Genomic DNA, 22,814 nt, shown 5'->3' on the forward strand with positions numbered 1-22,814 from the left:
TAGGGGATGCGCCAGGGTTGCTCGCTTGCGCTCATGGTTGCCGTGCTCCGGGGCGGCTGAGGGAGGATCGACTGGCGAAGGATACCAAGGTCAGCGCTGCCAGCCAGGGCCGCACGGCCAAGCAAGGAATGTAAACATCCCCCGGCAAAGCCGGGGCAGCCCTTCGATCAAGAGGGTCCGTTATGGTTATCTTGCTCCATGCCCCTCGTCAGACCGGCAAGACTAGCTGTCTGCTCGAGCTGATGGAGCGGCTCAATGCCGAGGGTGAGTACCGCGCACTCTATGTCAATTTGGTGCTGATGGCCTTTCTGCATCGGGTGATCAACGACGCTGGCACGCTGGAGCGCGAGTACGCGATCGGCTCTGGGCGCATGGATCTCTGTTGATGCTCCACCTGCGCGGCGTCCGCCAGAACAACCTCAAGCAGCTCGATCTGGACCTGCCGCTCGGCGAGCTGATCGTCGTCACCGGCGTCAGCGGCTCGGGCAAGTCGTCACTCGCGTTCGATACCCTCTACGCCGAGGGTCAGCGCCGCTACGTCGAGACCTTCTCGCCCTATGCCCGGCAGTTCCTCGACCGGATGGATCGGCCGCAGGCGGAGCGGATCGACGGCATCCCGCCGGCGATCGCGATCGATCAGTCGAATTCGATCCGGACCTCGCGCTCGACCGTTGGCACCCTGACCGAGCTGAACGATCATCTGAAATTGCTGTTCGCGCGTGCGGCACGACTGTTCTGTCACGGCTGCGGTCGGGAGGTGCAGCGTGAGACGCCCGAGCGCATCTGGGCCACCTTGCGCCAGCGCGCAGGCGACGAGCCGGTCCGCATCCTGATCTGTTTCGAGCTCGCCGTCCCCGAGGGATTGAGCACCGAGCAGCTCAAGACCCTGCTCGCTCAGCAAGGCTACATCCGGTTCCTGCACGAAGACGCGGGACGCTTGGAGGTGATCCAGGACCGGCTCAGGCTCGCCGAGGACAACCGCGGCCGCGCGCTGGAGGGATTGGAGGCGGCGTTCGAGCACGGTCGTGGCCGCCTGCGCGTCTACCCGCTCGACGCCGAGCGCCAGCCCGGACCGCCCTGGTCGTTCTCCCGCGCGCTGCACTGCGCGGACTGCGAGATCGACTATCGCGAGCCGCTCCCGAGCCTGTTCTCGTTCAACTCACCGGTTGGCGCCTGCGAGACCTGCCGCGGCTTCGGCCGCGTGATCGGTATCGATTGGGATCAGGTCGTGCCCGATGCGAGCAAGTCGCTGCTCGACGGCGCGATCAAGCCGATCCAATCCGACAGCTATTCGCAGGTCCAGGAGGACCTGATCGCCTCCGCCCATCGCCGGGGCGTACCGACCGATGTGCCCTGGCGCGCGCTCGGCGAGACCGACCGCGAATGGGTCTTGGAGGGCGAGGGCGCCTGGGAGGATGACCCGAAACGACGCGTCTGGTACGGCATCCGCGGCTTCTTCGACTGGCTGGAGGGCCGCAGCTACAAGATGCATGTGCGGGTGCTGCTGTCGCGCTATCGCAGCTATGATCCCTGCCCCGCTTGCGGCGGTGCCCGGCTCAAGGATGCGGCGCTGGACTTCCGCCTCGGCGACCATGCGCTTGCCGATGCAGTGCTCGACCGGCGCGAGCGCTTCCGTCATGCGCGCGCGTCATTGCCTGAGCAGGCCTGGCTCGGGCTGCCCGGTCTGACGATCCACGACCTGATGCGGCTGCCGCTCGCCGCAGTCGAGCGCTTCTTCGACGCACTGCGCCTGCCGGGGACGCTGGATCAGGCGATGGAGCTGCTGCTGGTGAACATCCGTTCCCGATTGCGCTATCTGAACGCGGTCGGGCTCGGCTATCTGACGCTGGACCGCCAGTCGCGCACCCTCTCCGGCGGTGAGGTGCAGCGGGTCAACCTGACCACCGCGCTCGGCACCGCGCTCGTGAACACCCTGTTCGTGCTCGATGAGCCCAGCATCGGCCTGCATCCGCGCGACATGGCTCGGATCATCGCGGTGTTGCAGCGCCTGCGCGGTGCGGGCAATTCGCTGGTGGTCGTCGAGCATGACCCGCAGGTGATGCGCGCGGCCGACCGGATTCTCGATATCGGGCCGGGGCCGGGCGAGCATGGCGGCGAGCTCGTCTTCAACGGCCCGCCGAGCGCCCTGTTCGATGACCCCGACTCGTTGACCGGGGCCTACCTGTCCGGGCGCCGCCAGGTCACGGAGCCGCGACCGCCAAACCCGCCGGCTGCGGACGAGCCAGCCGTGCAGATCCGCGGCGCCCGCGCCCAGAACCTCAAGGGGATCGACCTGGCGCTGCCGTTGCGACGGCTGGTGGTCGTGACCGGCGTCTCCGGCTCGGGCAAGTCGACGCTGGTCAAGGCGGTCCTGTTCCATCACCTGGCCAAACAGAAGGGCCACCCGGAAGGGCCGCTCGGCGACTGCGACGCGGTCGAGGGCGAGGAGCTGATCGCGGATGTGGTGATGGTCGATCAGGCGCCGATCGGACGCAGCGCGCGCTCGAACCCGGCCAGTTACGTCGGCGCGCTCGACCCGTTGCGCAAACTATTCGCCTCCGCGCCGCTCGCGCGCGAGCGGGGCTATAAGCCCGGGCATTTCAGCTTCAACTCCGGGCCCGGGCGCTGCCCGACCTGCTCTGGCTCCGGCTTCGAGCACATCGAGATGCAGTTCCTGTCCGACGTCTACCTGCGCTGCCCGGATTGCAATGGCCGCCGCTACAGGCCCGAGGTCCTCGAGGTGCGGCTGCCGGGCGAATGGCTCGCGTCCACGACGGCGACATCGAGTCCCGAGGTCGGGCGCATCGCCGACGGGCCCGAGCTCGAGGCAACCCCCAGTACCGAGCCGATCTCAAAGTCCAAGCCGGACAATCGCCGATCTCAACCGGAGGTCCCCTCGAATGACGCGCAGAGCGATTCGCCCCCGATATCGCATACTGCGTCCGATATCGACTCGGATTCGGCGCCGAACATCGCCGAGGTGCTGGCGATGACGGTCTCCGAGGCGCTCGCCGTCTTCGCCGATCAGCCCGAGATCCAGCGCAGCCTGCAGCCGCTGGCCGATGTCGGCCTCGATTATCTGCGTCTCGGACAGCCGGTGCCGACCCTCTCCGGCGGCGAGGCGCAGCGCCTGAAACTGGCCGGACATCTGGCCAAGACCCTGGGCCGCAAGCGCCGCAAGGCGACGCAACCGGGATTGCTGTTCCTGTTCGACGAGCCGACTACGGGACTGCATTTCGCCGACATCGCGACCCTGCTGCAGGCATTCGAGCGGCTGCTCGAAGCCGGTCATTCGCTGCTGGTGATCGAGCACAACACCGACCTGATGCGCGCCGCCGACTGGCTCATCGATCTCGGCCCCGAGGGCGGCGACCAGGGCGGCATGCTCGTCGCCTGCGGCACGCCGCAGGAGCTCGCCGAGCACCCGCACAGCCACACCGGCAGGGCCTTGAGCGAGAGAGTCGATCAACCCGACGCCGAAGTCGCCGAGCCCGCTCTGCCCTATAGCCAAAACACCATCATCGTCCGCCACGCCCGCGAGCACAACCTCAAGGACCTGAGCCTCGCGCTCCCACGCGACCGCTTCGTCGTGATCACCGGCGTCTCGGGCAGCGGCAAGAGCACGCTGGCGTTCGACATCCTGTTCGCCGAGGGGCAGCGGCGGTACCTCGAGTCGCTCAATGCCTATGCCCGGCAGTTCGTTCAGCCGGCCGCGCGCGCTGACGTCGATGCGGTGCTCGGGCTGCCGCCGACGGTCGCGATCGAGCAGCGCACCAGCCGCGGCGGGCACAAGAGCACGGTCGGCACCTCGACCGAGATCCATCATTTCCTGCGGCTCCTCTTCGTCAAGCTCGGTGTGCAGCACTGCCCGGGCTGTCAGGTCCCGATTCAGCCCCAGGGTCGCCAGGCGATCCTCGAACGCCTCCTCGAGACCTTCGCCGGACGGGAGGTCATGCTGCTCGCCCCGCTGGTCATCGCCCGCAAGGGGATCTATCGGGAGCTCGCGGCCTGGGCGGAGCGCCGTCGAGTCCCCGAGCTCTATGTCGATGGCGCCTTCGTACCGGTGAGCCCCTGGCCGCCGCTCGACCGCTATCGCGAGCATTCGATCGACCTGCCCTTGCCGCGGCAACGGATCGGGCCCGAACCGACCGATCCCAGCAACCGCGCGGCCGTGGCCGCTTGCCTGGATGAAGCGCTCGTTCTCGGAAAGGGCGTCGTTCGCGTGCTCGACTGCACCCAATCCAGTCACGCAAAGAGTGCGTCATCGCCAGCGGCATCGCCACCGCTACACACCTACTCGACCCAGCGCACCTGCCCGAGCTGTGGTACCGGCTTCGACGAGCCGGACCCGCGGCTGTTCTCGTACAACTCGAAGCACGGCTGGTGCCCGGCCTGCTTCGGGACTGGCCTCAAGCTTAAGGGTTTCGATGCCGACCAGACGGGCGAGGAAGGTCGCTGGCTCGACGCCGAGGCGCAGGCGCCCTGCCCCGCCTGTGCGGGTCAACGATTACGCCCCGAGGCGCTTGCGGTCCGCTTTCGTGGGCATTCGATCGCCGATTTGTCGGCGCTGAGTGTCGCCGACGCAGCGGTGTTCTTCGACGATCTGGATTTGGATGAGCGTGAGGCGGCGATCGCCACGGACTTGGTCGGCGAGATCCATTCGCGGCTCGGTTTCTTGCGCGAGCTGGGACTGGGCTACCTCAAGCTGGAGCGTGCGGCGCCGACCCTCTCCGGCGGCGAGGCACAGCGGATTCGGCTCGCCGCCCAGCTCGGCTCCAACCTGCGCGGCGTCTGCTACATCCTTGACGAGCCGAGCATCGGGCTGCACGCACGCGACCATGCCCGTCTGCTGGACAGCCTCGCCGCGCTGAAAGCCAACGGCAACAGCCTAATCGTCGTCGAGCACGACGCCGCAACCATGCGTCATGCCGACGAGATCATCGATCTCGGGCCCGGCGCCGGGGTCCACGGGGGCGAGGTGGTCGCGCGCGGAGACGCCGCCACGCTGGCCGCGAATCCCGCTTCGCTGACCGGTCGGTATCTGGCACGTCAGTGCGTCGGAGAACCCCAGGCTGAATCGCCGCAGTCCGCGCCCGCTTCTGAGACCGCTTCCGAGACTGGGCGTTACGCCGACCATTCCAGCCAAGTAAAACAGTCACGCCCCGCATCGATAGGGCCAGATACTGAGCCCGAAGCCAGACCCGGCCTCGAGCGCAAAGCACGAACGAGTGCCGCCGCGCAAGCCGAAGCCGGGTCGCAGTCTGAGCTCCAATCCGAAGCCCAATCCGAGCCGGAAACCCAGGAAACATCCTACTCTGCTGGCACCGATCAGATTCAAGCGCACAGCCTGCCAGCACGTCGCGATACCACCGACACGACACAAGAACAGTCGCTCCGGATAGAAGGCGCCAACCTCCACAATCTAAAAGGGTTGGACCTCGCGGTCCCGCTCGGCCAATTCGTCTGTGTCACCGGGGTCTCCGGCTCGGGCAAGTCCACGCTGGTGCGCGATGTGCTCGGCGCCTCGTTGAAACGCCTGCTCAGCAGCCCGGACGGGTCCGGACGCGGTTTCAAGCAGCGCGCTGCAGCGGACGCCGGCTCCGGGCGCCGATCCGGCCGGCGTCCGCAGCCCGGTGCCCTCGTCGGCTGCACCGACCTGACCGGCTGGCAGGCGTTGACGAGGGTGCTCGAGGTCGACCAGACCCCAATCGGCAAGACACCGCGGTCGTGCCCGGCCACCTATATCGGGATCTGGGACCGGATTCGTCGGTTGTTCGCCGCCGCGCCCGAGGCGCGGATGCTCGGCTGGGGGCCGGGCCGGTTCTCGTTCAACACCGGCGCCGGCCGCTGCCCCGCCTGCGAAGGGCAAGGCGTCGAGCGCGTCGAGATGAGCTTTCTGCCGGACGTCAAGTTGCCCTGCGAGCTCTGCGCGGGGACGCGCTTCAACGCCGAGACGCGGCGCATCCGCTACCTGGGACGCGATATCGGCGAGGTGCTGGCGATGAGCGTCGACGAGGCCGTCGAGCTGTTCCAGGCGCATCCGCCGATTCGCCACCCGCTCGGGCTATTGCAGCAGGTCGGGTTGGGGTATCTCTCGCTCGGACAAGCCAGCCCGACGCTCTCCGGCGGCGAAGCACAGCGAATCAAGCTCGTCACCGAGTTGGCGAAGGCGCGCGGCGGAACCGATGGCGGGACGCAGCAGCCGACCCTCTACCTGCTCGACGAGCCCACGGTCGGGCTGCATATGGCCGATACCGAGCGGCTGATCGGCGTGCTACGGCAGTTGGTCCAGGCCGGCCATTCGCTCATCGTGATCGAGCACGATCTAGACCTGATCGCGGCCGCCGACTGGGTGATCGACCTGGGACCAGAAGGAGGCGATGCAGGCGGACGGCTAGTGGCCGACGGTGCTCCGAGCGAGATCGCGCAGCGCGGCATCGGCGCCACCGCGGAGGCGCTGAGTATGCACTGGACGAATTGACTGAGCACGCCGGCCGTTGGCAATCGCGAACCTGTCACTCGCGAAGGCTGCATTCACCGCCGAGGACAGACTGCAAAGCACCAACAAGCCGCTGATTCTCATCGGCTGTGCGCACTGCGATCCGCAGGTAGCGCTCATCGAGGCCAGCATAGTTGTCACAGACACGCACGGCGATGCCAGACTGCGTTAGCAACCGCTCAGCGATCACCGTCGCAGTGGGCAACGGCTCCGGCAGCCGCAGGAGCAGATAGTTGGCCTGTCCGTCGATCACCGGCAGCCCCAACCCGCGCAGCACCTGAGCCAACCATTGGCGCTGCATCCGCACCGAGACACGCGTCCGCTCGGCAAAGGCTGACCGCTCTGGTTCGGCGAGCACCGCGACACCGGCCGCCGACGCCAAGCGATTAACCGACCAGTCGGGCAGCAGCTGCGCCAACGCATCGGCCCGGTCGGCGCTCAGCACTGCATAGCCGAGCCGCAGCCCGGCGAGTGCATAGAACTTGGTCATCGAGCGCAGCACGATCAGGTTCGGCAGCCGCCAGGCCGCCGCAGTCGTCACCGCGTCGACCAACTCGATGAAGGAATCCGCGCCCGGCCGATTAGCCGGGCGTTGGGCAGTCGCAGTCGTCACCGCCTCGACGAAGTCGATGAAGGCCTCGTCGATCGCCCAGTCCACGTCGGGACGATGGCGCACTACCTGCTCGAGGGCATCGGGCTCGACCAGCATCCCGGTCGGGTTATTCGGCTGGCCGACCCAGACCAGATCGCCCGGTCGCGCTGCGACAGCTAGACGCTCCGGGTCCAGCCGGAACCCATGCTCGGCCTTCAGCTCCAGCACCTGTACGGGCACGCCCCAGACATCAGCGGCGCGCCGATAATCGACATAGCAGGGTGCGGTGATCAGCACCCGGCGCGGATGCACCAGCCGCGGCAACCACCAGATGAGCTGCTCGGCGCCGTTTCCGGCCACGATAAGCGCAGGATCGATATCGTGATGCGCCGCAATCGCCTGCCGCAACGCCGTACAGTTCGGGTCCGGATAATGGCCGAGCGCATCGATGCCGTCGATCAATGCCTCTCGGGCCGCTGCCGGCATGCCGAGCGGATTGATGTTGGCGCTGAAGTCGAGCAGGGTCTGCGGGGGCCGCCCGCTCATGCTCGACAGCCGCTCGAGGTTGCCGCCGTGCCGATCAGTCACTTGAAGCTGCCGTCGGCTCACCGTGACTGATCAGACTGGGGCGGCCTTCACCGATCGGCACGCGCAAGCGAGTCCGACAGGCGGGCGGCACCTCGAGCAGAAGCAGGCGGTCATCGGCGAGCCCCAAGACCTCACCCAGGATCACCCGAATCACCCCGCCATGGGTGATCAGTAATGTATGCCCTTCCCTGCGGTCGACGAGTTCGTGCCAAGCCCCGATGACCCGGTGGCGAAAATCGGCGAAGGGTTCCGAGTCAGGCGGATCATAACCGCTCGGCTCTGTCCAGAAGCGGGCCAGCTCATCCGCCGGGAGCTGGTCCGCTCGCTTGCCCTCCCAGGCGCCGAAACCGCGCTCGCGGAACGCATCGCGTGGCTCGACCCCGATCCCGAGCCGCCGGCCCAGGGTTTGCGCAAAGGACGCGCAACGCCGCGCCGGCGAGGTCAGAATGCGATCCCAGGCGGCAGGCTGTGTCTCGGCGGGCGTCTCGGAGCGAACCGCTGTCGGCCTGCTCCCGTGCCCGGAAGACAGGCCAGATGCGTGGCCGGGCGCCGCAGCGGACTGCGGCGGAATCGGCGCGCCCGCCGTCGCCTGCTCGAGCTGCTGCCAGCCAGCCGCGCTGAGCGAGTCATCCTGCCAACCTCGGAAGCAGGCGCCGCCCTCGGTCTCGCCGTGGCGCACCAGATCGATCAACCAATACGCAAACATGGGTCAGGCTCGGACGTCGAATCAGGCCTCACGCGCCTTCTCGGCGACGCCGGCCTCGGCGAAGGTCGCCATCTCGGCGTGCAGCTGACAGGCTAACCGGAGTAGCGGAAAGGCGGCCGCTGCTCCGCTGCCCTCCCCGAGCCGCATCCCGAGATCAAGCAGCGGTTGCTTGCCGAGGGCCGCGACGATCGCCTGATGACCGGGCTCGGCCGAGGCATGTGCCAGCAGCATCCAGTCGGCCGCGCCGGGGCAGAGTCGACAGGCCGCCAAGGCCGCGGCCGAGCTGATGAAGCCATCGACCAGCGCCGGCAGGCCTTGCTGCGCACAGGCGATGTAGGCGCCGGCCATCGCGGCAATCTCGAAGCCGCCAAGACAGGCGAGCGCGGCGGCGGGATCACTGAGCTGCTCGGCATGCCGAGCCAACGCCGCATCGATGAGCGCCCGTTTGCGCGTCAGGCCGGCATGGTCGAGCCCGGTCCCGGGACCGACCAGCTCCGCCGCTGGCCGGCCCAACAAGCCGGCCGCGAGCGCCGTCGCGGCGGTCGTGTTGCCGATCCCCATCTCGCCGGCGATGTAGAGCTCGGCCCCGGACGCACGTGCGCGCTCGACGGCCGCTGCCCCTTCGCCAAGGGCCTGCTCGAGCTGGACCGGCGACATCGCCGGGCCTTCGGCAAGATTCGCGGTCGCAGGCGCGATCGCGGCATCACGGATCATCGGATGCGGCGCGACCGGAGCGACCGTCCCGAGATCGATCAGCTCGATCTCGGCTCCGATCCGTTTCGCCAGCACGCTGATCGCGGCGCCGCCAGTGGCCATATTGGCGATCATCTGCGCGGTTACCTCCTGCGGGAAGGCGGAGACGCCGGCAGCGGCGACGCCATGATCGGCTGCGAACACGCTGATCCAGGCCCGATCCACGCCGGGCGTTTCACGTCCCTGCAGCGCGGCGAGCTGAATCGCGATGTCCTCGAGGCGCCCCAGCGCCCCGGGCGGCTTGGTCAGATTCCCTTGACGGCTGATCGCCGCCTCGCGGGCATTCAGATCCACCGCAGCCGCTGGTGCACGACACCAGTCGATTCCACCGGCTGCGTGTGGATCGGTCGAGTTACTGGGGCTCATCGGGTGTTCCTCAGCGAGTGTGTTCAAGAAGCCGCTGTCGCGTCGTTGAGCAATCGCGTCTGCTGCGCCGCTTCCATCCAAGCCGCTGTCTGAGAAGACCTAACAGAATGCCTCCTGTAGCCTGATCGATCAGGAGGTTGCGCGGGTCAAGCGGCCGTTTTGATAGGACCTCTAAATCTGGGCAGCGGTCAACTGTCGTTTCGAGGTCTATTTGCCGGGCAACCGCGTCGCCGCTGCAACGAAGCCCTGTCTAAAGAAGCCATGTCTAACGAAGCCATGTCTGTTGCGTCCTTAAGGCTCATAGCGCAGCGCCAGGAAGAGGGTGCGGCCAGGCTGATTGAAGTAGGCGGCGGTCTCATAGTCTTCGTCGAACAGGTTCTCGATCCGCCCTTCGATCCGCAGCGCATCGCTGAAGGCATAGGCGGCGCGCAGATCGACAAGCGAATAACCATCGAGACGCACCGCGTTCTCGTCGTCATCGAAGCGGCGACCGGAGACGAAGACGGTCGCGCCGACATCGATCTGACCGAAGCGCCGATCGGCATCGAGCCGGACGGTCTGCTGCGCCCGACGCGGCAGCAGATTGCCGTCGTTGGGGCCCTCGCTGTCGTTGCGGGGATCGAGCAAGGTCAGGTTGCCGTCGAGCAGCCAGCCCGAGAGATCGGCAGTGGCCCAGAGCTCGAGCCCACGGATGCGGGCCTGGTCGATGTTCATCGGCGAGTAGGTCGCGGCATCGAAGGCGATCAGCTCGTCGACCTCGGTCTGGTAGGCATTCAACGCCCATTCGCCCCAAACATGCCGTCCGGACAGACCGAGCTCGGCGCTCCAAGAGGTCTCGGGCTCGAGATCCGGGTTGCCGAACCCGGGATAGTAGAGATCATTGAAGGTCGGCGCCTTGAATGCCGTGCCGTAGGCAGCGGTCAGCCGCAGCCCATTCTCAAGGGCGATGCCCCAACGCGCATCCCCGGTCGTCTTGCCGCCGTACTGCTCGTTGTCGTCGTGGCGCAGACTGAGCTGCAGGTCCTGGCCAAGCAGCCTGCCGAGGTATTGACCGAAGACGCCCGTGGTCTCGCGCGAGGTCTCGTCGTAGTCGGTCGGCGTGCTCAGCTCGTCGCGGAGGTAGTCGATCCCGATCGTCGCCAGCTGGCCGGGCGCGAAGGCGATATCGTTCTGCCAGCTCAGCTGATCCCGGCGGTTGTCGAGCCGGTTGATGAATTCGCCGTTGGCGAAGATCTCACTATCGTCCCAACTCCGGCCCGCACTGAGGGTCAGAGTCCAGGGGTCGAGGGGCTTGGCCGTCAGACGCGTGCCGAGCACCTGCAAGACCTGTCGCTTCTCGTTGCCGTAGAAAGCGCTCCCGTCATACTCGAGATCCCCCTCCGAGCGCAGGAAGTTGAGATCGATCTCGAGCCGATCCGAGAAGGCCCAGCCGGCACGCAGCGAGCCATTGCCATTGCGATAGCCGTCGTCATCGAATTCGTAGACGCCGCAGCCGCCTCCGTCCGGCGTCCCATCACAGACATTGAATCCCTGCGTCTGCTCGAAGCCGAGCCCGGCGTCGAACCAGCCTGTGCCGAAATCGGTATCGGTGCCCCCGGATACGCCGAATTGAGTATTGATCCTGTTATCGCTGCCGGCACCGATCAGCAGGCGCGGACGCAGCGGACCGACCTCGCCGCTGCGGGTGAAGACCTGGACGACGCCGCCGATCGCCTCCGACCCATAGAGGCTCGAGCTCGGTCCGCGCACCACCTCGACACGCTCGACGAGACCGAGCGGGATCGAGGCCCAGGGCAGGAAGCCGCTGCTGGCCGAGCCGATGCGCACCCCATCGATCAGCAGCAAGGTGTGATCCGGCCGAGCACCGCGCAGATAGATATTGGTGTTGTGCCCCAAGCCACCGTTGGTCGAGATATCGACGCCTGGGAGTCCCCGCATCACATCGGTCATGGTGTGGGACTGGCGCCGATCCATCTCGGCCCGATCGACGACGGTCACCGAGGCCAGCGCCTCGTCGGCGGTCTGGGCGGTGCGTGCCGCGGTGATGACGATCGGGTCCAATTCATCGACGTCCTCGACCTGCGCAGCAACCGGATGTGCTACCAGCGCGAGCGCGAGCAACGACGGGACGACGGAGAGGGCGGGGCTCATGCGATCTCCGAAAAACTACTCAGGATAACAGGGACCTCAGCCTGCCTGATTGACCGATATCAGCCATTCATCCCTATTTTTTGGCGCAGGCGGCCAGCCAAGCTATTAGCGGGCGGGACAATGTGCACGACTGACTTACTGTCCCAAGCCGGCGACTTGCTGCACAGGGCTCCCCAGCTCGGCTCCTGGCTTGTGGCTTGTGGCTTGTGGCTCCTGGTCTCCTGGCATCGGCCGACCGGAAGCAATGGCGAGGCGTTACCATAAGGCTGATGACTTCTGTTATTTGTTGAGACGACGACATAACGGGCGAGGGTGCAAGCCATGACAGCCGAATCACTGAAGGAAGCGATCAAGCGGGAGCTGCCGGCCTTGCTGCGGGAGGACCCGGGTTTTCGCGACTATGTGCTGGAGCTGACGCGTCAGCACCATCCAACGCGCAGCGAGAGCTCGGACTGGTTCAACCAGATGATGGACGAGCTCCGACGTGATCGCGAGGAGCAGACACGCAAATGGGAGGAAGACTCGCGCAGATGGTGGGCCCAGGAACGCAAATGGGAGGAGCAGACGCAGAAGTGGGAGGAGCAGGAGCGCAAATGGGAGGAAGACTCGCGCAGATGGTGGGCACAGGAACGTAAATGGGAGGAGCAGACGCAAAAGTGGGAGGAGCAGAAGCGAAGATGGGAGGAAGACTCGCGCAAATGGTGGGCCCAGGAACGCAAGTGGGAGGAGCAAACGCAGAAGTGGGAGGAGCAGAAGCTCAACTGGGAGGAGAGCAATCGCCACTTCGATCGCGTCCATGAAGAGATCATGGCGCAAGCCAAGAAGGTCGATCGCAGCATCGGCGCCTTGGGGTCGCGCTGGGGGATGCAGTCCGAGGCCGCGTTCCGGAAGGCCCTCGCAGGCATCCTTGAAGAGAATTTCGATGTCCAGGTGCTCAACGTCAACGAGTTCGACGACGAGGGCGTGGTCTTCGGACGTCCGGAGCAGATCGAGCTCGACATCATCATCAAGAACGGCCTCCTGCTGATCTGCGAGCTCAAGTCATCGATCGACAAAGCTGGGATGTACAGCTTCGAGCGCAAGGCCCGCTTCTACGAGGAGCGCCACCAGCGCAAGGCCCAGCGCCTGATCGTGATCTCGCCGATGGTCGATCCACGGGCGCGCCAGGTCGCCGAGCGGCTCGGGATCGAGCTCTATCATGATTCCGTGGATGTGCGCTCGCTCGAAGCCGAGGCCTGAGGGCGGCAGCAATGCCCAGCCCCACCCGTCAGGCCCTCTCACCGCCGCAGTTCAATGCGTTGAAGCGCGACCTCAAGCGCTGGGGACAGGAGCTCGGCTTCCAGCAGATCGGCATCGCCGACTGCGACCTGCGTCAGGCCGAGGGCCGGCTGAAACAGTGGCTGGCCGACTCGCTGCACGGCGAGATGGACTACATGGCCCGGCACGGCACCAAGCGCACGCGGCCCGACGAGCTAGTGCCAGGCACCCTGTCGGTGATCTCGGCGCGGATGGACTATCTGCCCGAGCATCAGCAGGCGGTCGACGCGGCGCTGACCGACCCGGCGCGCGCCTTCGTCTCGCGCTACGCGCTCGGGCGCGACTATCACAAGGTCCTGCGCAACCGGCTCAAGCACCTGGCTCAGCGACTGGAGTCGGCGATTGGCCGCTATGGCTGGCGGGTGTTCGTCGATTCGGCGCCGGTGATGGAGAAGCCGCTCGCCGAGAAGGCCGGTCTCGGCTGGATCGGCAAGCACACCAACCTGATCAACCATGCGGCTGGCTCCTGGTTCTTCCTCGGCGAGATCTACTGCGACCTGCCGCTGCCGCCCGACGAGCCCGCCGCCGAGCACTGCGGCCGCTGCCGGGCCTGCATTGAGGTCTGCCCGACCGATGCGATCATCGCGCCGTTCCAGCTCGATGCCCGGCTCTGCATCTCCTATCTGACGATCGAGCATTTCGGGCCGATCCCGGAGCCGCTGCGACCCAAGATGGGCAATCACATCTACGGCTGCGACGATTGCCAGCTCTGCTGCCCTTGGAACCGCTTCGCACGGCTGACCGACGAGGGTGATTTCTTCGCTCGCAACCGGCTCGATACCGCGACGCTGATCGAGCTGTTCGGCTGGGACGAGCCGACCTTCCTGCAACGGACCGAAGGCAGTGCGATCCGCCGCCTCGGCCACGAGCGCTGGCTGCGCAACATCGCCGTGGCCCTGGGCAATGCGCCGACCACGGCCGCGGTCCGCAGCACCCTGCAACAGCGCCTCGATCATCCGAGCCCAGTGGTGCGCGAGCATGTCGGCTGGGCGATCGCGCGGCACAGCGGCTAACGCGCATCGCACGGCGCCACCCCGGACGATGAATCCTGCGTTATTCAGGGTAAACGGATGGCCACACCGTGCCCGGGGGGCGAGGCTCCGCCGCGCTATCCGTGCCTGCCGGATGTGCAACCGGCTCTTGATGTCCGGCCTTTTCGGCATCGCGTGGCCGATTCGGTCATAATCACGCGCCTTTCCGAGCTGCTGCCACCGGGGCCGATCCGAACCGACCGAGAATCCTGGTTCGGGATAGGCATTCGGGCTACTCTGCTGTGCCATCGAAGTTCACCCCCTGTCTACGTCGACACTCCCACCCTTTTCGTGGCCTCCCCTGGCTGTTGCCATGGCTGGTGACGTTGGCGGCCTTCGCGGCTCTGCCCGCTGCGTCAGCGACCGCGGAGACCCATCCAGCCTCAGGCTCGCCGTCTTCCGCAGGCGCCACCGAGCAGTTGCCCAGCGTGGTCAGCACCAACCTCTGCGCCGATCTGCTGCTGTTGCGGCTGGGCCGGCCCGAGCAGATCCTGTCGGTCTCCCACCAGGCCCAGGACCCGGTCGTCTCGCCGGTCACCGAGCGCGCGGCGGGCTATCCGGCGAATCAAGGCGCGGTCGAGGAGCTGCTCTACTATGGCCCGGATATCGCGCTGACCTACCTCGGTTGGTCCGGGCGACCGCACAGCGACCTGCTCGCGCGCCAGGGCGTCCGGACCGTGCCGCTGCCCTACCCACAGGACCTGGATGACGCGCTGGAGATGACCCGCAGCCTGGCCCAGACGATCGGCCGCGCCGCGGCAGGCGAGCGCGCCACCGCGCGCGCCACCGCACGCATCGCGGCCCTCCCCAGCCAACCCCACCCTTACCGCACGCTCTATCTGCGCCCGAACGGCGGCACCGCCGGCCGCGACACCTATATCGACGCGATGATACAGCTGCTGGGCTTGCGCAACCTCGCCGCCGAGCAAGGGATTCGCGGCTGGGGCCGGATGCCGCTCGAGCAGGTCATCGCCGAGCCGCCCGATCTGATCCTGCTCGGCTATTTCGATAAGGCACAGCCGCCCTCCCAGTCGCGCTTCGCCCGCCACCCGCTGCTGGCCGATCTGCTGGCCCGCGTGCCGACCATCGGCATGCCGAGCGACAGCGCCTGGGGCTGCGGCGGGCTCGAGCTGATCGACGCCGCCGAGCACATCGCCGCGCAGCTCGAGCGCCTGGGGCCGGTATCGAGCCCGCGGCCCAACCGATGAGCGATCTCACTTGAGCGATTCCACCGCAAGGGGCGAGCCCACCCTCGACGACGCCGACGCGCCCATCAGCGGCGATGCCATCGCCGGGGCACGGAACAGCAGCGGGCCAAGCACCGGCAGGGCGATCACGGGCGGCCCGGGCACCAACGGCCCGAGCGCCAGCGGGGCAAACACCAGCAGACCGAGCACCAGCAGGCCGAGCACTAGCAGGCCGAGCACTAGCAGGCCGAGCACCAGCAGGCCGAGCACCAGCAGGCCGAACACCAGCAGGCCGAGCACCAGCAGGCCGAGCACCAGCGGGGCGAGCACCAGCGGGGCGGGCATCAGCCGGCTGGGCACGGGCGCGGCCCGCCTCGCCCGGGTGCCGCGCGCCGGCGCCCTGCCGCTGAGCCTAGTCTTGCTCCTCCTAATGCTCGCGCTGAGCCTGCTCTCGCTGCGCTTCGGCGCCGCCCCCCTCACCATCGACGAGGTGGTCGCTGGTCTATTCGGCAGCGGGCCGGAGAATCATCAGCTGATCGTGCAGCAGATCCGGCTGCCCCGCGTCGCCCTCGCCTGGCTGGTCGGGATGGCGCTGGGGATGTCCGGCGCGGCCCTGCAGGGTCTGCTCCGCAATCCGCTCGCCGAGCCCGGCCTGCTCGGGATCTCGTCGAGCGCCGGGCTCGGCGCGGTGCTGACCCTCTATTTCGGCCTGAGCGCCATCAACGACTGGACGCTGCCGGCGGTGGCGATGCTGTTCGCCCTGATCGCGACCTTGTTCCTGTATGGCCTCGCGCGCGCCGGCTCCTCGAACCTGACGCTGATCCTGGCCGGGGTCGCGGTCTCGGCGCTGGCCTCGGCGCTGACCTCGCTGGCGCTGAACCTGGCGCCGAACCCCTACGATGTGCAGGACATCGTGCTCTGGCTGCTCGGCTCGATCAGCGATCGCAGCTTCGCCGACGTGCGCCTGGTGCTGCCGTTCGTGGTTGGCGGACTCGCGCTGCTGCTGACCGCCGCACCGGCGCTCGAGGTGATCGCGCTCGGCGAGGCCGAGGCGACCAGCCTGGGCGTGAATCTGCCGCGGCTGCGCATCCTGGTGATCGTCGGCACCGCGCTCAGCGTCGGCGCCTGCGTCGCGGTCACCGGCGCCATCGGCTTCGTCGGCCTGGTGGTGCCGCACATGCTGCGACGCTTCGTCCAGTATCGCTCCGGACAGCTGCTGCTGCCGAGCGCCCTCGGCGGCGCCGTGCTGGTGCTGGCTGCCGATATCACGCTGCGCCTGATCGACACGCCCAAGGAGCTGCAGCTCGGCGTGGTCACCGCCCTGGTCGGCGCCCCCTTCTTCCTGGCATTGGTGCTGCGCTCGCGCCGGGACATGCTATGACGCCTTGCCTGCAACTCCATGACCTGTCGGTGCAGATTCGGGGGCAGACCCTGCTCGCGGGCGTCGACCTCGCGATCGGCCGCGGCGAGCTGTTCGGGCTGATCGGCCCTAATGGCGCCGGCAAGAGCACCTTGGTCAAGGCCCTGATGCAGCTGCTGCCAGCGAGCGGCGAGGTCCTGCTGGAGGGCGCGTCGCTCGCCGCGATGAACGCGCGCGAGCGCGCCCGACGGCTGGCCTATCTGAGCCAGGATGATCGGCTGCAATGGCCGATCCGGGTGCGTGATCTGGTCGCGCTCGGGCGCCATCCCTACCGCGGCAGCTGGTGGCGCGGCGGTCAGGCCCCAGGCGCCAGTGCGGCCGACCACGCGGCCATCGAACAGGCGTTGCACGCGACCGATGTCTGGGCCCTGCGCGAGCGCCGCTCGGACACCCTCTCCGGCGGCGAGCGCGCCCGCGCCCGCCTCGCCCGCGTGCTCGCGGTCGAGGCCGAGGTCCTGCTCGCCGACGAGCCGGTCGCCGCGCTCGATCCGATGCACCAACTGCGGGTGATGGAGCTGCTGCGCGCGCGTTGCCGCAGCGGCCAAACGGTCGTGGTCGTGCTGCACGATCTGACCCTCGCCAGCCGCTTCTGCGACCGCTTGCTGCTGTTGGATCAGGGCCGCCCGGTTGCGAGCGGCGCTGTCGACAGCGTGCTGAGCAGTGACAATCTCCGCAGCGTCTATGGCGTGCGCGCGCTCATCGGCGAGCAGATCGAAGGCGGCGAGACCCGCCGTTACATCGTGCCCTGGGCCGTGGCGCACGATGCTTGACCGCAACTGATGCAAGTTGGATCAACCCGAGCAAGTAACGCGAAGCCCCGACTCCACGAGTTGATCTTGCAGGGGCTTCAGATCGGCCGCTTGCGCGTCGACAGCGTACTGGTCCCCGCGTTGGCTGACGAAACCGCTGCGAATACCATGCGGCCAAGCTCGCACGGAAGCGCCTGAGAAAGCCGCTCGGGCTTGATTCAAGGCAACTCACGCCGCGGCCTGCGCGGCACCTCAGCGGCCCAGCATGCTAATCTGCGGTCGTCAAGCGAACGCGACGATTCGGTCTGTCAGCTGGTCGAGACAGCGAATCCCGGCCGAGGCGGTCATCGCCTACCGCGGTCTTCGACGCGGAAGCCCTCTCACCGCCGGTCCGCTGCTGCGGGCAACGGCACGATTCATTCGGAGCTGAGTATGCGCATCCTCTTTGTCCACCCGAACTATAGCGCCGGCGCCGCCGACATCGCCGGCAACTGGTCGCCGGCCTGGGTCGCCTATCTAGCCGGTTATCTGAAACAGGGCGGCTATACCGATTACCAGTTCGTCGATGCCTTGGTGGACGACCTCGACGAGGAACAGCTGAGAACGGCGATCCGCGAGGCCAACGCCGACATCGTCGCGACGACGGCGATGACGCCGATGATCTACGCCGCCCAGCGCCTGCTGCAGATCGCCCGGGAGGAATGCCCCAACGCGATCACCCTGCTCGGCGGCATCCATCCGACCTTCATGTACCAGCAGGTGTTCGGCGAGGCGCCCTGGATCGATGTCATCGTGCGCGGCGAGGGCGAGGCGGTGACGCTGAACCTGGTGCGCGCGATCGACGAGGGCCGCTGGCCGGCCGAGCGCGAGCAGATCAAAGGCATCGCCTATCTCGAGGACGACAACGTCATCGCCACCCCGGTCGAGCCCTCGATCAAGGACGTCGACTCGATCTGGCCCGACTGGGGCATCCTCGAGTGGAAGAAGTACATCTACATCCCGCTCGGCGTGCCGGTCGCGACGCCCAACATGGCGCGCGGCTGCCCGTTCACCTGCAGCTTCTGCTCGCAGTGGAAGTTCTGGCGCGACTATCGGGTGCGCGACCCGAAGCAGATGGTCGACGAGATCGAGGAGCTGGTGAAGGTCCACGGCGTCGGCTTCTTCATCCTCGCCGACGAGGAGCCGCAGATCAATCGCAACAAGTTCATCGAGTTCTGTCAGGAACTGATCGACCGCGATCTCGGCATCCATTGGGGCATCAACACCCGCGTCACCGACGTGATGCGCGACGAGGAGCTGCTGCCCTTCTACCGCAAGGCCGGGCTGGTGCACGTCTCGCTCGGCACCGAGGCCGCCGCGCAGCTCAACCTGGACCGCTTCGTCAAGGAGACCACGATCGAGCAGAACAAGCGCGCGGTGCGCCTGCTGCAGGAGAACGGCATCGTCACCGAGGCGCAGTTCATCGTCGGCCTCGAGAACGAGACCCGCGAGACGCTCGAGGAGACCTACCAGATGGTCATGGACTGGGGCGCCGACATGGCCAACTGGTCGATGTACACCCCCTGGCCCTTCTCCGACATGTTCTCCGAGATGGGCGACAAGGTCGAGGTCTTCGACTACTCGAAGTACAACTTCGTGCAGCCGATCATGAAGCCCGACAACATCGACCGCGCCGAGCTGCTCGATGGGGTCATGGCCAACTATCGGCGCTTCTACATGAAGCGGATGCTGTTCCAGTATCCCTGGGTCAAGGACGCCTTCCGCCGCAGGTACCTGATCGGCTGCATCAAGGCCTTCTTCAAGAGCGCCTTCGAGCGCAAGTTCTACCAGCTCGGCAAGCAGAACTACTGGGGGCCGATGTTCAAGAAGCTGATCCGCTTCGACTACGACAAGAGCAAGGAGAAGATCGTCGAGCCCGATCACAACGCCTGGAAGCAGGCACCGGCGGCCAAGCGGCCCGCGGTCGGCACCAGCGCCGCGGTCCCCAAGGCCTGCGGCGGCGGAACGGAACAGCTCGAGAGTGTCGAGGTCGCGATCCCGGAGACCAAGAAGGCCAAGGCCTCGATGATGGCCTGCGGCGGTGGCGGCGAGCAGCTCACCGAGGAGCAGATGAACAACCCCGAGCTCGCCATCAATCAGGAAGAGCGCGCCAAGGCCCTCGAAGAGGCCTGACGCCCCCGTCGGGGCTGGGTAACGAACAGCCCGTAATAGGTACTGCCTTGAAGCTCGAGCAAGCCCCCCAGATCCCCGACGACCTCCCGCTGCTGACACGCAGCGGTCCAAGGCGCGCCAGAGCGCTCATGATCCAAGGCACCGCCTCGGACGTCGGCAAGAGCCTGCTAGTCGCCGGCCTGTGCCGCGCCTACGCCCGGCGCGGCCTGCAGGTGCGCCCGTTCAAGGCGCAGAACATGAGCAACAATGCCGCGGTCACCGCCGACAGCGATGCGGCACCCGACCCGGATGGCCAGCAGCCGCACGGCGAGAGGCCGCAGGGGGAGATCGGGCGCGCCCAGGCACTGCAGGCGCGCGCCTGCGGCGTGCCGCCCTCGATCCACATGAACCCGGTGCTGCTCAAGCCGCAGACCAATGTCGGCTCGCAGGTGGTGCTGCGCGGGCGTTCGCTCGGCAACTGCCCGGCCCGCACCTATCACCAGATGCGCCAGGGGATGATGCCGGCCATCCTCGACAGCTTCGAGCGCACCTGCGCCGAGGCCGACCTAGTCCTCGTCGAGGGCGCCGGCAGCGGCGCCGAGGTCTATCTGCGCCAGTGCGACATCACCAACATGTACTTCGCCGAACGCGCCGAGGTGCCGGTGGTCATCGTCGGCGATCTCGACAAGGGCGGCACCATGGCCTCGCTGGTCGGCACCTGGCTGCTGTTGGATCAGGCCGACCGCGACCGGGTGGTCGGCTACCTGGTCAACAAGTTCCGCGGCGACTTCTCCTTGTTCGAGCCCGCCTGCGCGACCATCACCGAGCACACCGGCTGGCCCTTCCTCGGCGTGGTGCGCTGGTTCGAGGGCGCCCACCGGCTGCCCGCTGAGGACTCACTCGCGCTCGAGCGCCCGGCCGAGACCTCGGGAGGGACGGTGAACATCGCGATACCGCGCCTCTCGCGGGTCGCCAACTTCGACGACCTCGACCCGCTCGCCGCCGAGCCGGCGGTGAATCTACGCTGGATTCAGCCCGGCCAGCCGATCCCGGCCACGACCGATGTCATCATCTTGCCCGGCTCCAAGGCCACGCGCGCCGACCTCGAGACATTGCGGCGCGAGGGGTGGGACATCGACATCCTCGCCCATGTGCGCCGCGGCGGCCGGGTACTGGGGCTGTGCGCTGGCTTCCAGATGCTCGGCCGCGTGGTGCGCGATCCAGACGGGATCGAAGGCCCACCCGGAGAGACCCCCGGCCTCGGCCTGCTCGAGATCGAGACCACCATCGGCGGCGACAAGCGCCTGCTCGAGCTCGACGCTCAGGACCGTCACAGCGGCTGCCGCCTCACCGGCTACGAGATGCACATGGGCCGCACCACCGGCGCCGGACTGGAGCACCCCTGGCTCGCGCTCGACGCCGCGGGCCGAACCCGCCCGGAAGGCGCCGTCTCCGCCGACGGCCGCGTCATGGGTGGCTACGTCCACGGCATCTTCGCAAGCGACGCCTTCCGCGCCCACTGGCTCGAGCAGATCGGCGCCCGAGCGGCCCAGATCGACTTCGAGGCCCGTATCGAGGCCGCCCTCGATGCCCTCGCCGACCATTGCGAGGCCAACCTGGACCTCGATGCACTGCTCGCCCTTGCGCGCTAACGGAAACCGTCATACCCATTCGACTCGAAACCGCAGTTGACCGCGACCGCTCCACCCCTCAAACACGATGGCCATCCCGCCTGATCACCGGACAGGAAGCGCCGGAACAGTCAGCACCGATGGGCTCAGCCTGTCCGGAAACCAGGGCGGATGACTCTCGCTTCGATTGACTGGGATCATGTAGCCGCTTGGCACTCGCCCATGGGTGCGCGCCGCTACGGCCCCATGGTGCGCCCCATTCGGCACCAAGCTGCGCAACCACTCGTTGGAAGAGCCTGACTATCGCGCCTTGCTGTGCCCTATTGTGCCTTGCTGGCCTGTTTGCGATCAGGCCCGCGGACGCACCCTGACGGCCGTTCAACTCTTGTTTCTAGGCTGACCCTTCGCGAGATCGGTGCGTTTCCCGGCCGGAATCAGAAGTGCGCCGCCCCCGAGCAGCAGGGTCGCGCCAAGCAGGAACAGATGGAGATTGACTGCACCGCTGAAGGCGTCTGCAGGTCTCACACCGAACGGCACAAGCGCCGCGACCGTCGCGAACTCATAGGAACCGCTGCCGGCGATGCCGTGGAACGGCAGCACGCTCGACAACTCCGCACCCATCACGCCGAGTAACACCTGCCAGGGCTCGATCGGCAAGAAGTGCGCAAGGATCAGCGCAAAGGCAACGAGCTTCAGACTCCAGGACAAGGTTGTCCAGAGATAAAGCCAAAGAAGCCGGAGCAGATCAGGCGGTGCGGTCTCTGCAAAGAACCGCAATAGACCTCTGAGCCAATGTGCGCGGCCCGGCTCACCCTTGCACCCACTCCAGCGAACAGTCCACCAGAGCACCGGCAGCAAACCAACCCAGCCCAACGCGGCCAGTCCCCAAGCCGGATTCGGCGCCTGCAGCCAGAGCACGAGCAGGCCGATCAGGCCGAGGACGTGCAGATCGAGCAACCGAATCCAGACCAGGGACGCCCCAGCGGCAACAAACCCATGACCGAAATAGCGGCGCATCAGCCACGGGAAGACCATCTCCCCCGCTCGCATCGGCAATAGATTGTTTGCAGTGTTGTGCAAGAATGACAATCGGACCACCGCAGCGAATCGTCCTCGGAGCTCATCCGTGAAATAGACCCGCACCCTCAGCGCCCGCAACAGGTAGCTCAAGGCCGTCAACCCAAAGGCAGTGACCAAGACCCAGCGCGGCAGCGTCACCCAAGGCGCAAGCAGCGCCGACCAGCCGACGACCGCCTCGACCAGCACCACCACCAGCGCCAGCAGCGCCGACCCGACGAACCAATCTCTCGGCCGCCCGAGCCGCAGCCCCTGTGAATGATTAGAGATCATCCTCGAAACGGCAGTCGAACTGCTTTCCCGTCGGCGCGACCGTTTAGGTGAGTTCGATTTCGGTGCAGGACGCTATCGCCATCCAACCTAATGCGAGTACTGACCCCTTTGATTCTGGCGGCAGTGATCCAGGACAACCAAAAGGGTCTGTACGGATACCAGTACGGTTGACTATACAACCTCCAGGGCACGCCCCGAGTGGCGCCCCCTGCGCTAAAACTCGTTGGAGCTGAAGCATCTGGGCTGGTCACCGCTTGGCGGGGGCGTCGATCGCCAGGACGGCGATCGCCGAGCCTACAGGGACCGTATTCACGGCGTCCCCC

The 22,814-nt window shown here is 67.0% G+C and carries 15 protein-coding genes; 9 read left to right on the forward strand and 6 right to left on the reverse strand.

All coding sequences use genetic code 11. From position 1 onward, the window contains the following. Positions 1 to 182: 182 nt before the first annotated feature. Both CKO40_RS05015 and CKO40_RS24170 read left to right on the forward strand, forming a co-directional pair. Complete coding sequence (locus CKO40_RS05015; RefSeq protein ID WP_200345233.1) at positions 183 to 386, forward strand: hypothetical protein; 204 nt, start codon at positions 183 to 185, stop codon at positions 384 to 386. Further along, on the forward strand, positions 386 to 6,481 hold the full coding sequence (locus CKO40_RS24170; RefSeq protein ID WP_242476837.1) for an excinuclease ABC subunit UvrA: 6,096 nt from the start codon (positions 386 to 388) through the stop codon (positions 6,479 to 6,481). The genes CKO40_RS05015 and CKO40_RS24170 overlap by 1 nt, the downstream gene beginning before the upstream one ends. Positions 6,482 to 6,515: 34 nt before the next feature. Here the strand turns inward: CKO40_RS24170 and CKO40_RS05030 are convergent, their stop codons facing one another. The 4 genes from CKO40_RS05030 to btuB form a co-directional block, all read right to left on the reverse strand. After that, positions 6,516 to 7,679 carry an aminotransferase class I/II-fold pyridoxal phosphate-dependent enzyme gene (locus CKO40_RS05030; RefSeq protein ID WP_200345103.1) on the reverse strand — a complete coding sequence of 388 codons (1,164 nt, stop codon included), beginning with the start codon at positions 7,677 to 7,679 and terminating at the stop codon, positions 6,516 to 6,518. Continuing rightward, on the reverse strand, positions 7,672 to 8,385 hold the full coding sequence (locus CKO40_RS05035; protein ID WP_200345104.1) for a histidine phosphatase family protein: 714 nt from the start codon (positions 8,383 to 8,385) through the stop codon (positions 7,672 to 7,674). Before CKO40_RS05035 ends, CKO40_RS05030 begins: the two co-directional genes overlap by 8 nt. A gap of 21 nt (positions 8,386 to 8,406) precedes the next feature. Continuing rightward, complete coding sequence (gene cobT, locus CKO40_RS05040) at positions 8,407 to 9,504, reverse strand: nicotinate-nucleotide--dimethylbenzimidazole phosphoribosyltransferase (RefSeq protein WP_200345105.1); 1,098 nt, start codon at positions 9,502 to 9,504, stop codon at positions 8,407 to 8,409. A 291-nt stretch (positions 9,505 to 9,795) separates the two neighbouring features. Continuing rightward, on the reverse strand, positions 9,796 to 11,655 hold the full coding sequence (gene btuB, locus CKO40_RS05045; RefSeq protein ID WP_200345106.1) for a TonB-dependent vitamin B12 receptor: 1,860 nt from the start codon (positions 11,653 to 11,655) through the stop codon (positions 9,796 to 9,798). 321 nt (positions 11,656 to 11,976) lie between these two features. Between btuB and CKO40_RS05050 the strand changes: the two genes are divergently transcribed. From CKO40_RS05050 to CKO40_RS05060, 3 genes are all read left to right on the forward strand, one after another. Continuing rightward, positions 11,977 to 12,894 (forward strand): PD-(D/E)XK nuclease family protein, encoded by a 918-nt coding sequence (locus tag CKO40_RS05050; RefSeq protein ID WP_200345107.1) that lies wholly within the window; start codon positions 11,977 to 11,979, stop codon positions 12,892 to 12,894. Between the two features lie 11 nt (positions 12,895 to 12,905). Next, a complete protein-coding gene (gene queG, locus CKO40_RS05055; protein WP_200345108.1) occupies positions 12,906 to 13,985 on the forward strand; it encodes a tRNA epoxyqueuosine(34) reductase QueG in 1,080 nt (359 codons plus the stop codon). A 446-nt stretch (positions 13,986 to 14,431) separates the two neighbouring features. Then, the gene (locus CKO40_RS05060; protein WP_338074122.1) at positions 14,432 to 15,211 is read left to right on the forward strand and encodes an ABC transporter substrate-binding protein; all 780 of its coding nucleotides are present in this window, start codon (positions 14,432 to 14,434) and stop codon (positions 15,209 to 15,211) included. Between the two features lie 6 nt (positions 15,212 to 15,217). On the opposite strand, the gene CKO40_RS05065 is transcribed toward CKO40_RS05060, so the two are convergent. Next, the gene (locus CKO40_RS05065; protein ID WP_200345109.1) at positions 15,218 to 15,535 is read right to left on the reverse strand and encodes a hypothetical protein; all 318 of its coding nucleotides are present in this window, start codon (positions 15,533 to 15,535) and stop codon (positions 15,218 to 15,220) included. A gap of 73 nt (positions 15,536 to 15,608) precedes the next feature. Here CKO40_RS05065 and CKO40_RS05070 point away from each other — a divergent pair, with 73 nt between their 5' ends. The 4 genes from CKO40_RS05070 (at position 15,609) to CKO40_RS05085 (ending at position 21,162) form a co-directional block, all read left to right on the forward strand. Beyond that, the gene (locus CKO40_RS05070) at positions 15,609 to 16,571 is read left to right on the forward strand and encodes a FecCD family ABC transporter permease (protein WP_338074123.1); all 963 of its coding nucleotides are present in this window, start codon (positions 15,609 to 15,611) and stop codon (positions 16,569 to 16,571) included. Next, positions 16,568 to 17,380 (forward strand): ABC transporter ATP-binding protein, encoded by an 813-nt coding sequence (locus CKO40_RS05075; protein ID WP_200345110.1) that lies wholly within the window; start codon positions 16,568 to 16,570, stop codon positions 17,378 to 17,380. The genes CKO40_RS05070 and CKO40_RS05075 overlap by 4 nt, the downstream gene beginning before the upstream one ends. Before the next feature lie 411 nt (positions 17,381 to 17,791). Then, complete coding sequence (bchE, locus tag CKO40_RS05080) at positions 17,792 to 19,531, forward strand: magnesium-protoporphyrin IX monomethyl ester anaerobic oxidative cyclase (protein WP_200345111.1); 1,740 nt, start codon at positions 17,792 to 17,794, stop codon at positions 19,529 to 19,531. 128 nt (positions 19,532 to 19,659) lie between these two features. Beyond that, complete coding sequence (locus CKO40_RS05085; RefSeq protein WP_200345224.1) at positions 19,660 to 21,162, forward strand: cobyric acid synthase; 1,503 nt, start codon at positions 19,660 to 19,662, stop codon at positions 21,160 to 21,162. A gap of 357 nt (positions 21,163 to 21,519) precedes the next feature. Here CKO40_RS05085 and CKO40_RS05090 read toward each other — a convergent pair whose 3' ends face one another. After that, positions 21,520 to 22,491 carry a lysylphosphatidylglycerol synthase transmembrane domain-containing protein gene (locus CKO40_RS05090; protein ID WP_200345112.1) on the reverse strand — a complete coding sequence of 324 codons (972 nt, stop codon included), beginning with the start codon at positions 22,489 to 22,491 and terminating at the stop codon, positions 21,520 to 21,522. Positions 22,492 to 22,814: the final 323 nt, after the last annotated feature.

It is taken from the genome of Halochromatium glycolicum (assembly GCF_016584085.1).
Classification (GTDB): domain Bacteria; phylum Pseudomonadota; class Gammaproteobacteria; order Chromatiales; family Chromatiaceae; genus Lamprobacter; species Lamprobacter glycolicus.

Excerpts from the sequence above, each read along its gene's own strand:
- CKO40_RS05075 (WP_200345110.1), top strand. The coding sequence starts at position 16,568 with ATGACGCCTTGCCTGCAACTCCATGACCTGTCGGTGCAGATTCGGGGG.
- queG (WP_200345108.1), top strand. The coding sequence starts at position 12,906 with ATGCCCAGCCCCACCCGTCAGGCCCTCTCACCGCCGCAGTTCAATGCG.
- CKO40_RS05085 (WP_200345224.1), top strand. The coding sequence starts at position 19,660 with ATGATCCAAGGCACCGCCTCGGACGTCGGCAAGAGCCTGCTAGTCGCC.
- bchE (WP_200345111.1), top strand. The coding sequence starts at position 17,792 with ATGCGCATCCTCTTTGTCCACCCGAACTATAGCGCCGGCGCCGCCGAC.
- CKO40_RS05035 (WP_200345104.1), bottom strand. The coding sequence starts at position 8,385 with ATGTTTGCGTATTGGTTGATCGATCTGGTGCGCCACGGCGAGACCGAG.
- btuB (WP_200345106.1), bottom strand. The coding sequence starts at position 11,655 with ATGAGCCCCGCCCTCTCCGTCGTCCCGTCGTTGCTCGCGCTCGCGCTG.
- CKO40_RS05015 (WP_200345233.1), top strand. The coding sequence starts at position 183 with ATGGTTATCTTGCTCCATGCCCCTCGTCAGACCGGCAAGACTAGCTGT.
- CKO40_RS24170 (WP_242476837.1), top strand. The coding sequence starts at position 386 with ATGCTCCACCTGCGCGGCGTCCGCCAGAACAACCTCAAGCAGCTCGAT.
- CKO40_RS05050 (WP_200345107.1), top strand. The coding sequence starts at position 11,977 with ATGACAGCCGAATCACTGAAGGAAGCGATCAAGCGGGAGCTGCCGGCC.
- CKO40_RS05090 (WP_200345112.1), bottom strand. The coding sequence starts at position 22,491 with ATGATCTCTAATCATTCACAGGGGCTGCGGCTCGGGCGGCCGAGAGAT.
- CKO40_RS05065 (WP_200345109.1), bottom strand. The coding sequence starts at position 15,535 with ATGCCCGCCCCGCTGGTGCTCGCCCCGCTGGTGCTCGGCCTGCTGGTG.
- cobT (WP_200345105.1), bottom strand. The coding sequence starts at position 9,504 with ATGAGCCCCAGTAACTCGACCGATCCACACGCAGCCGGTGGAATCGAC.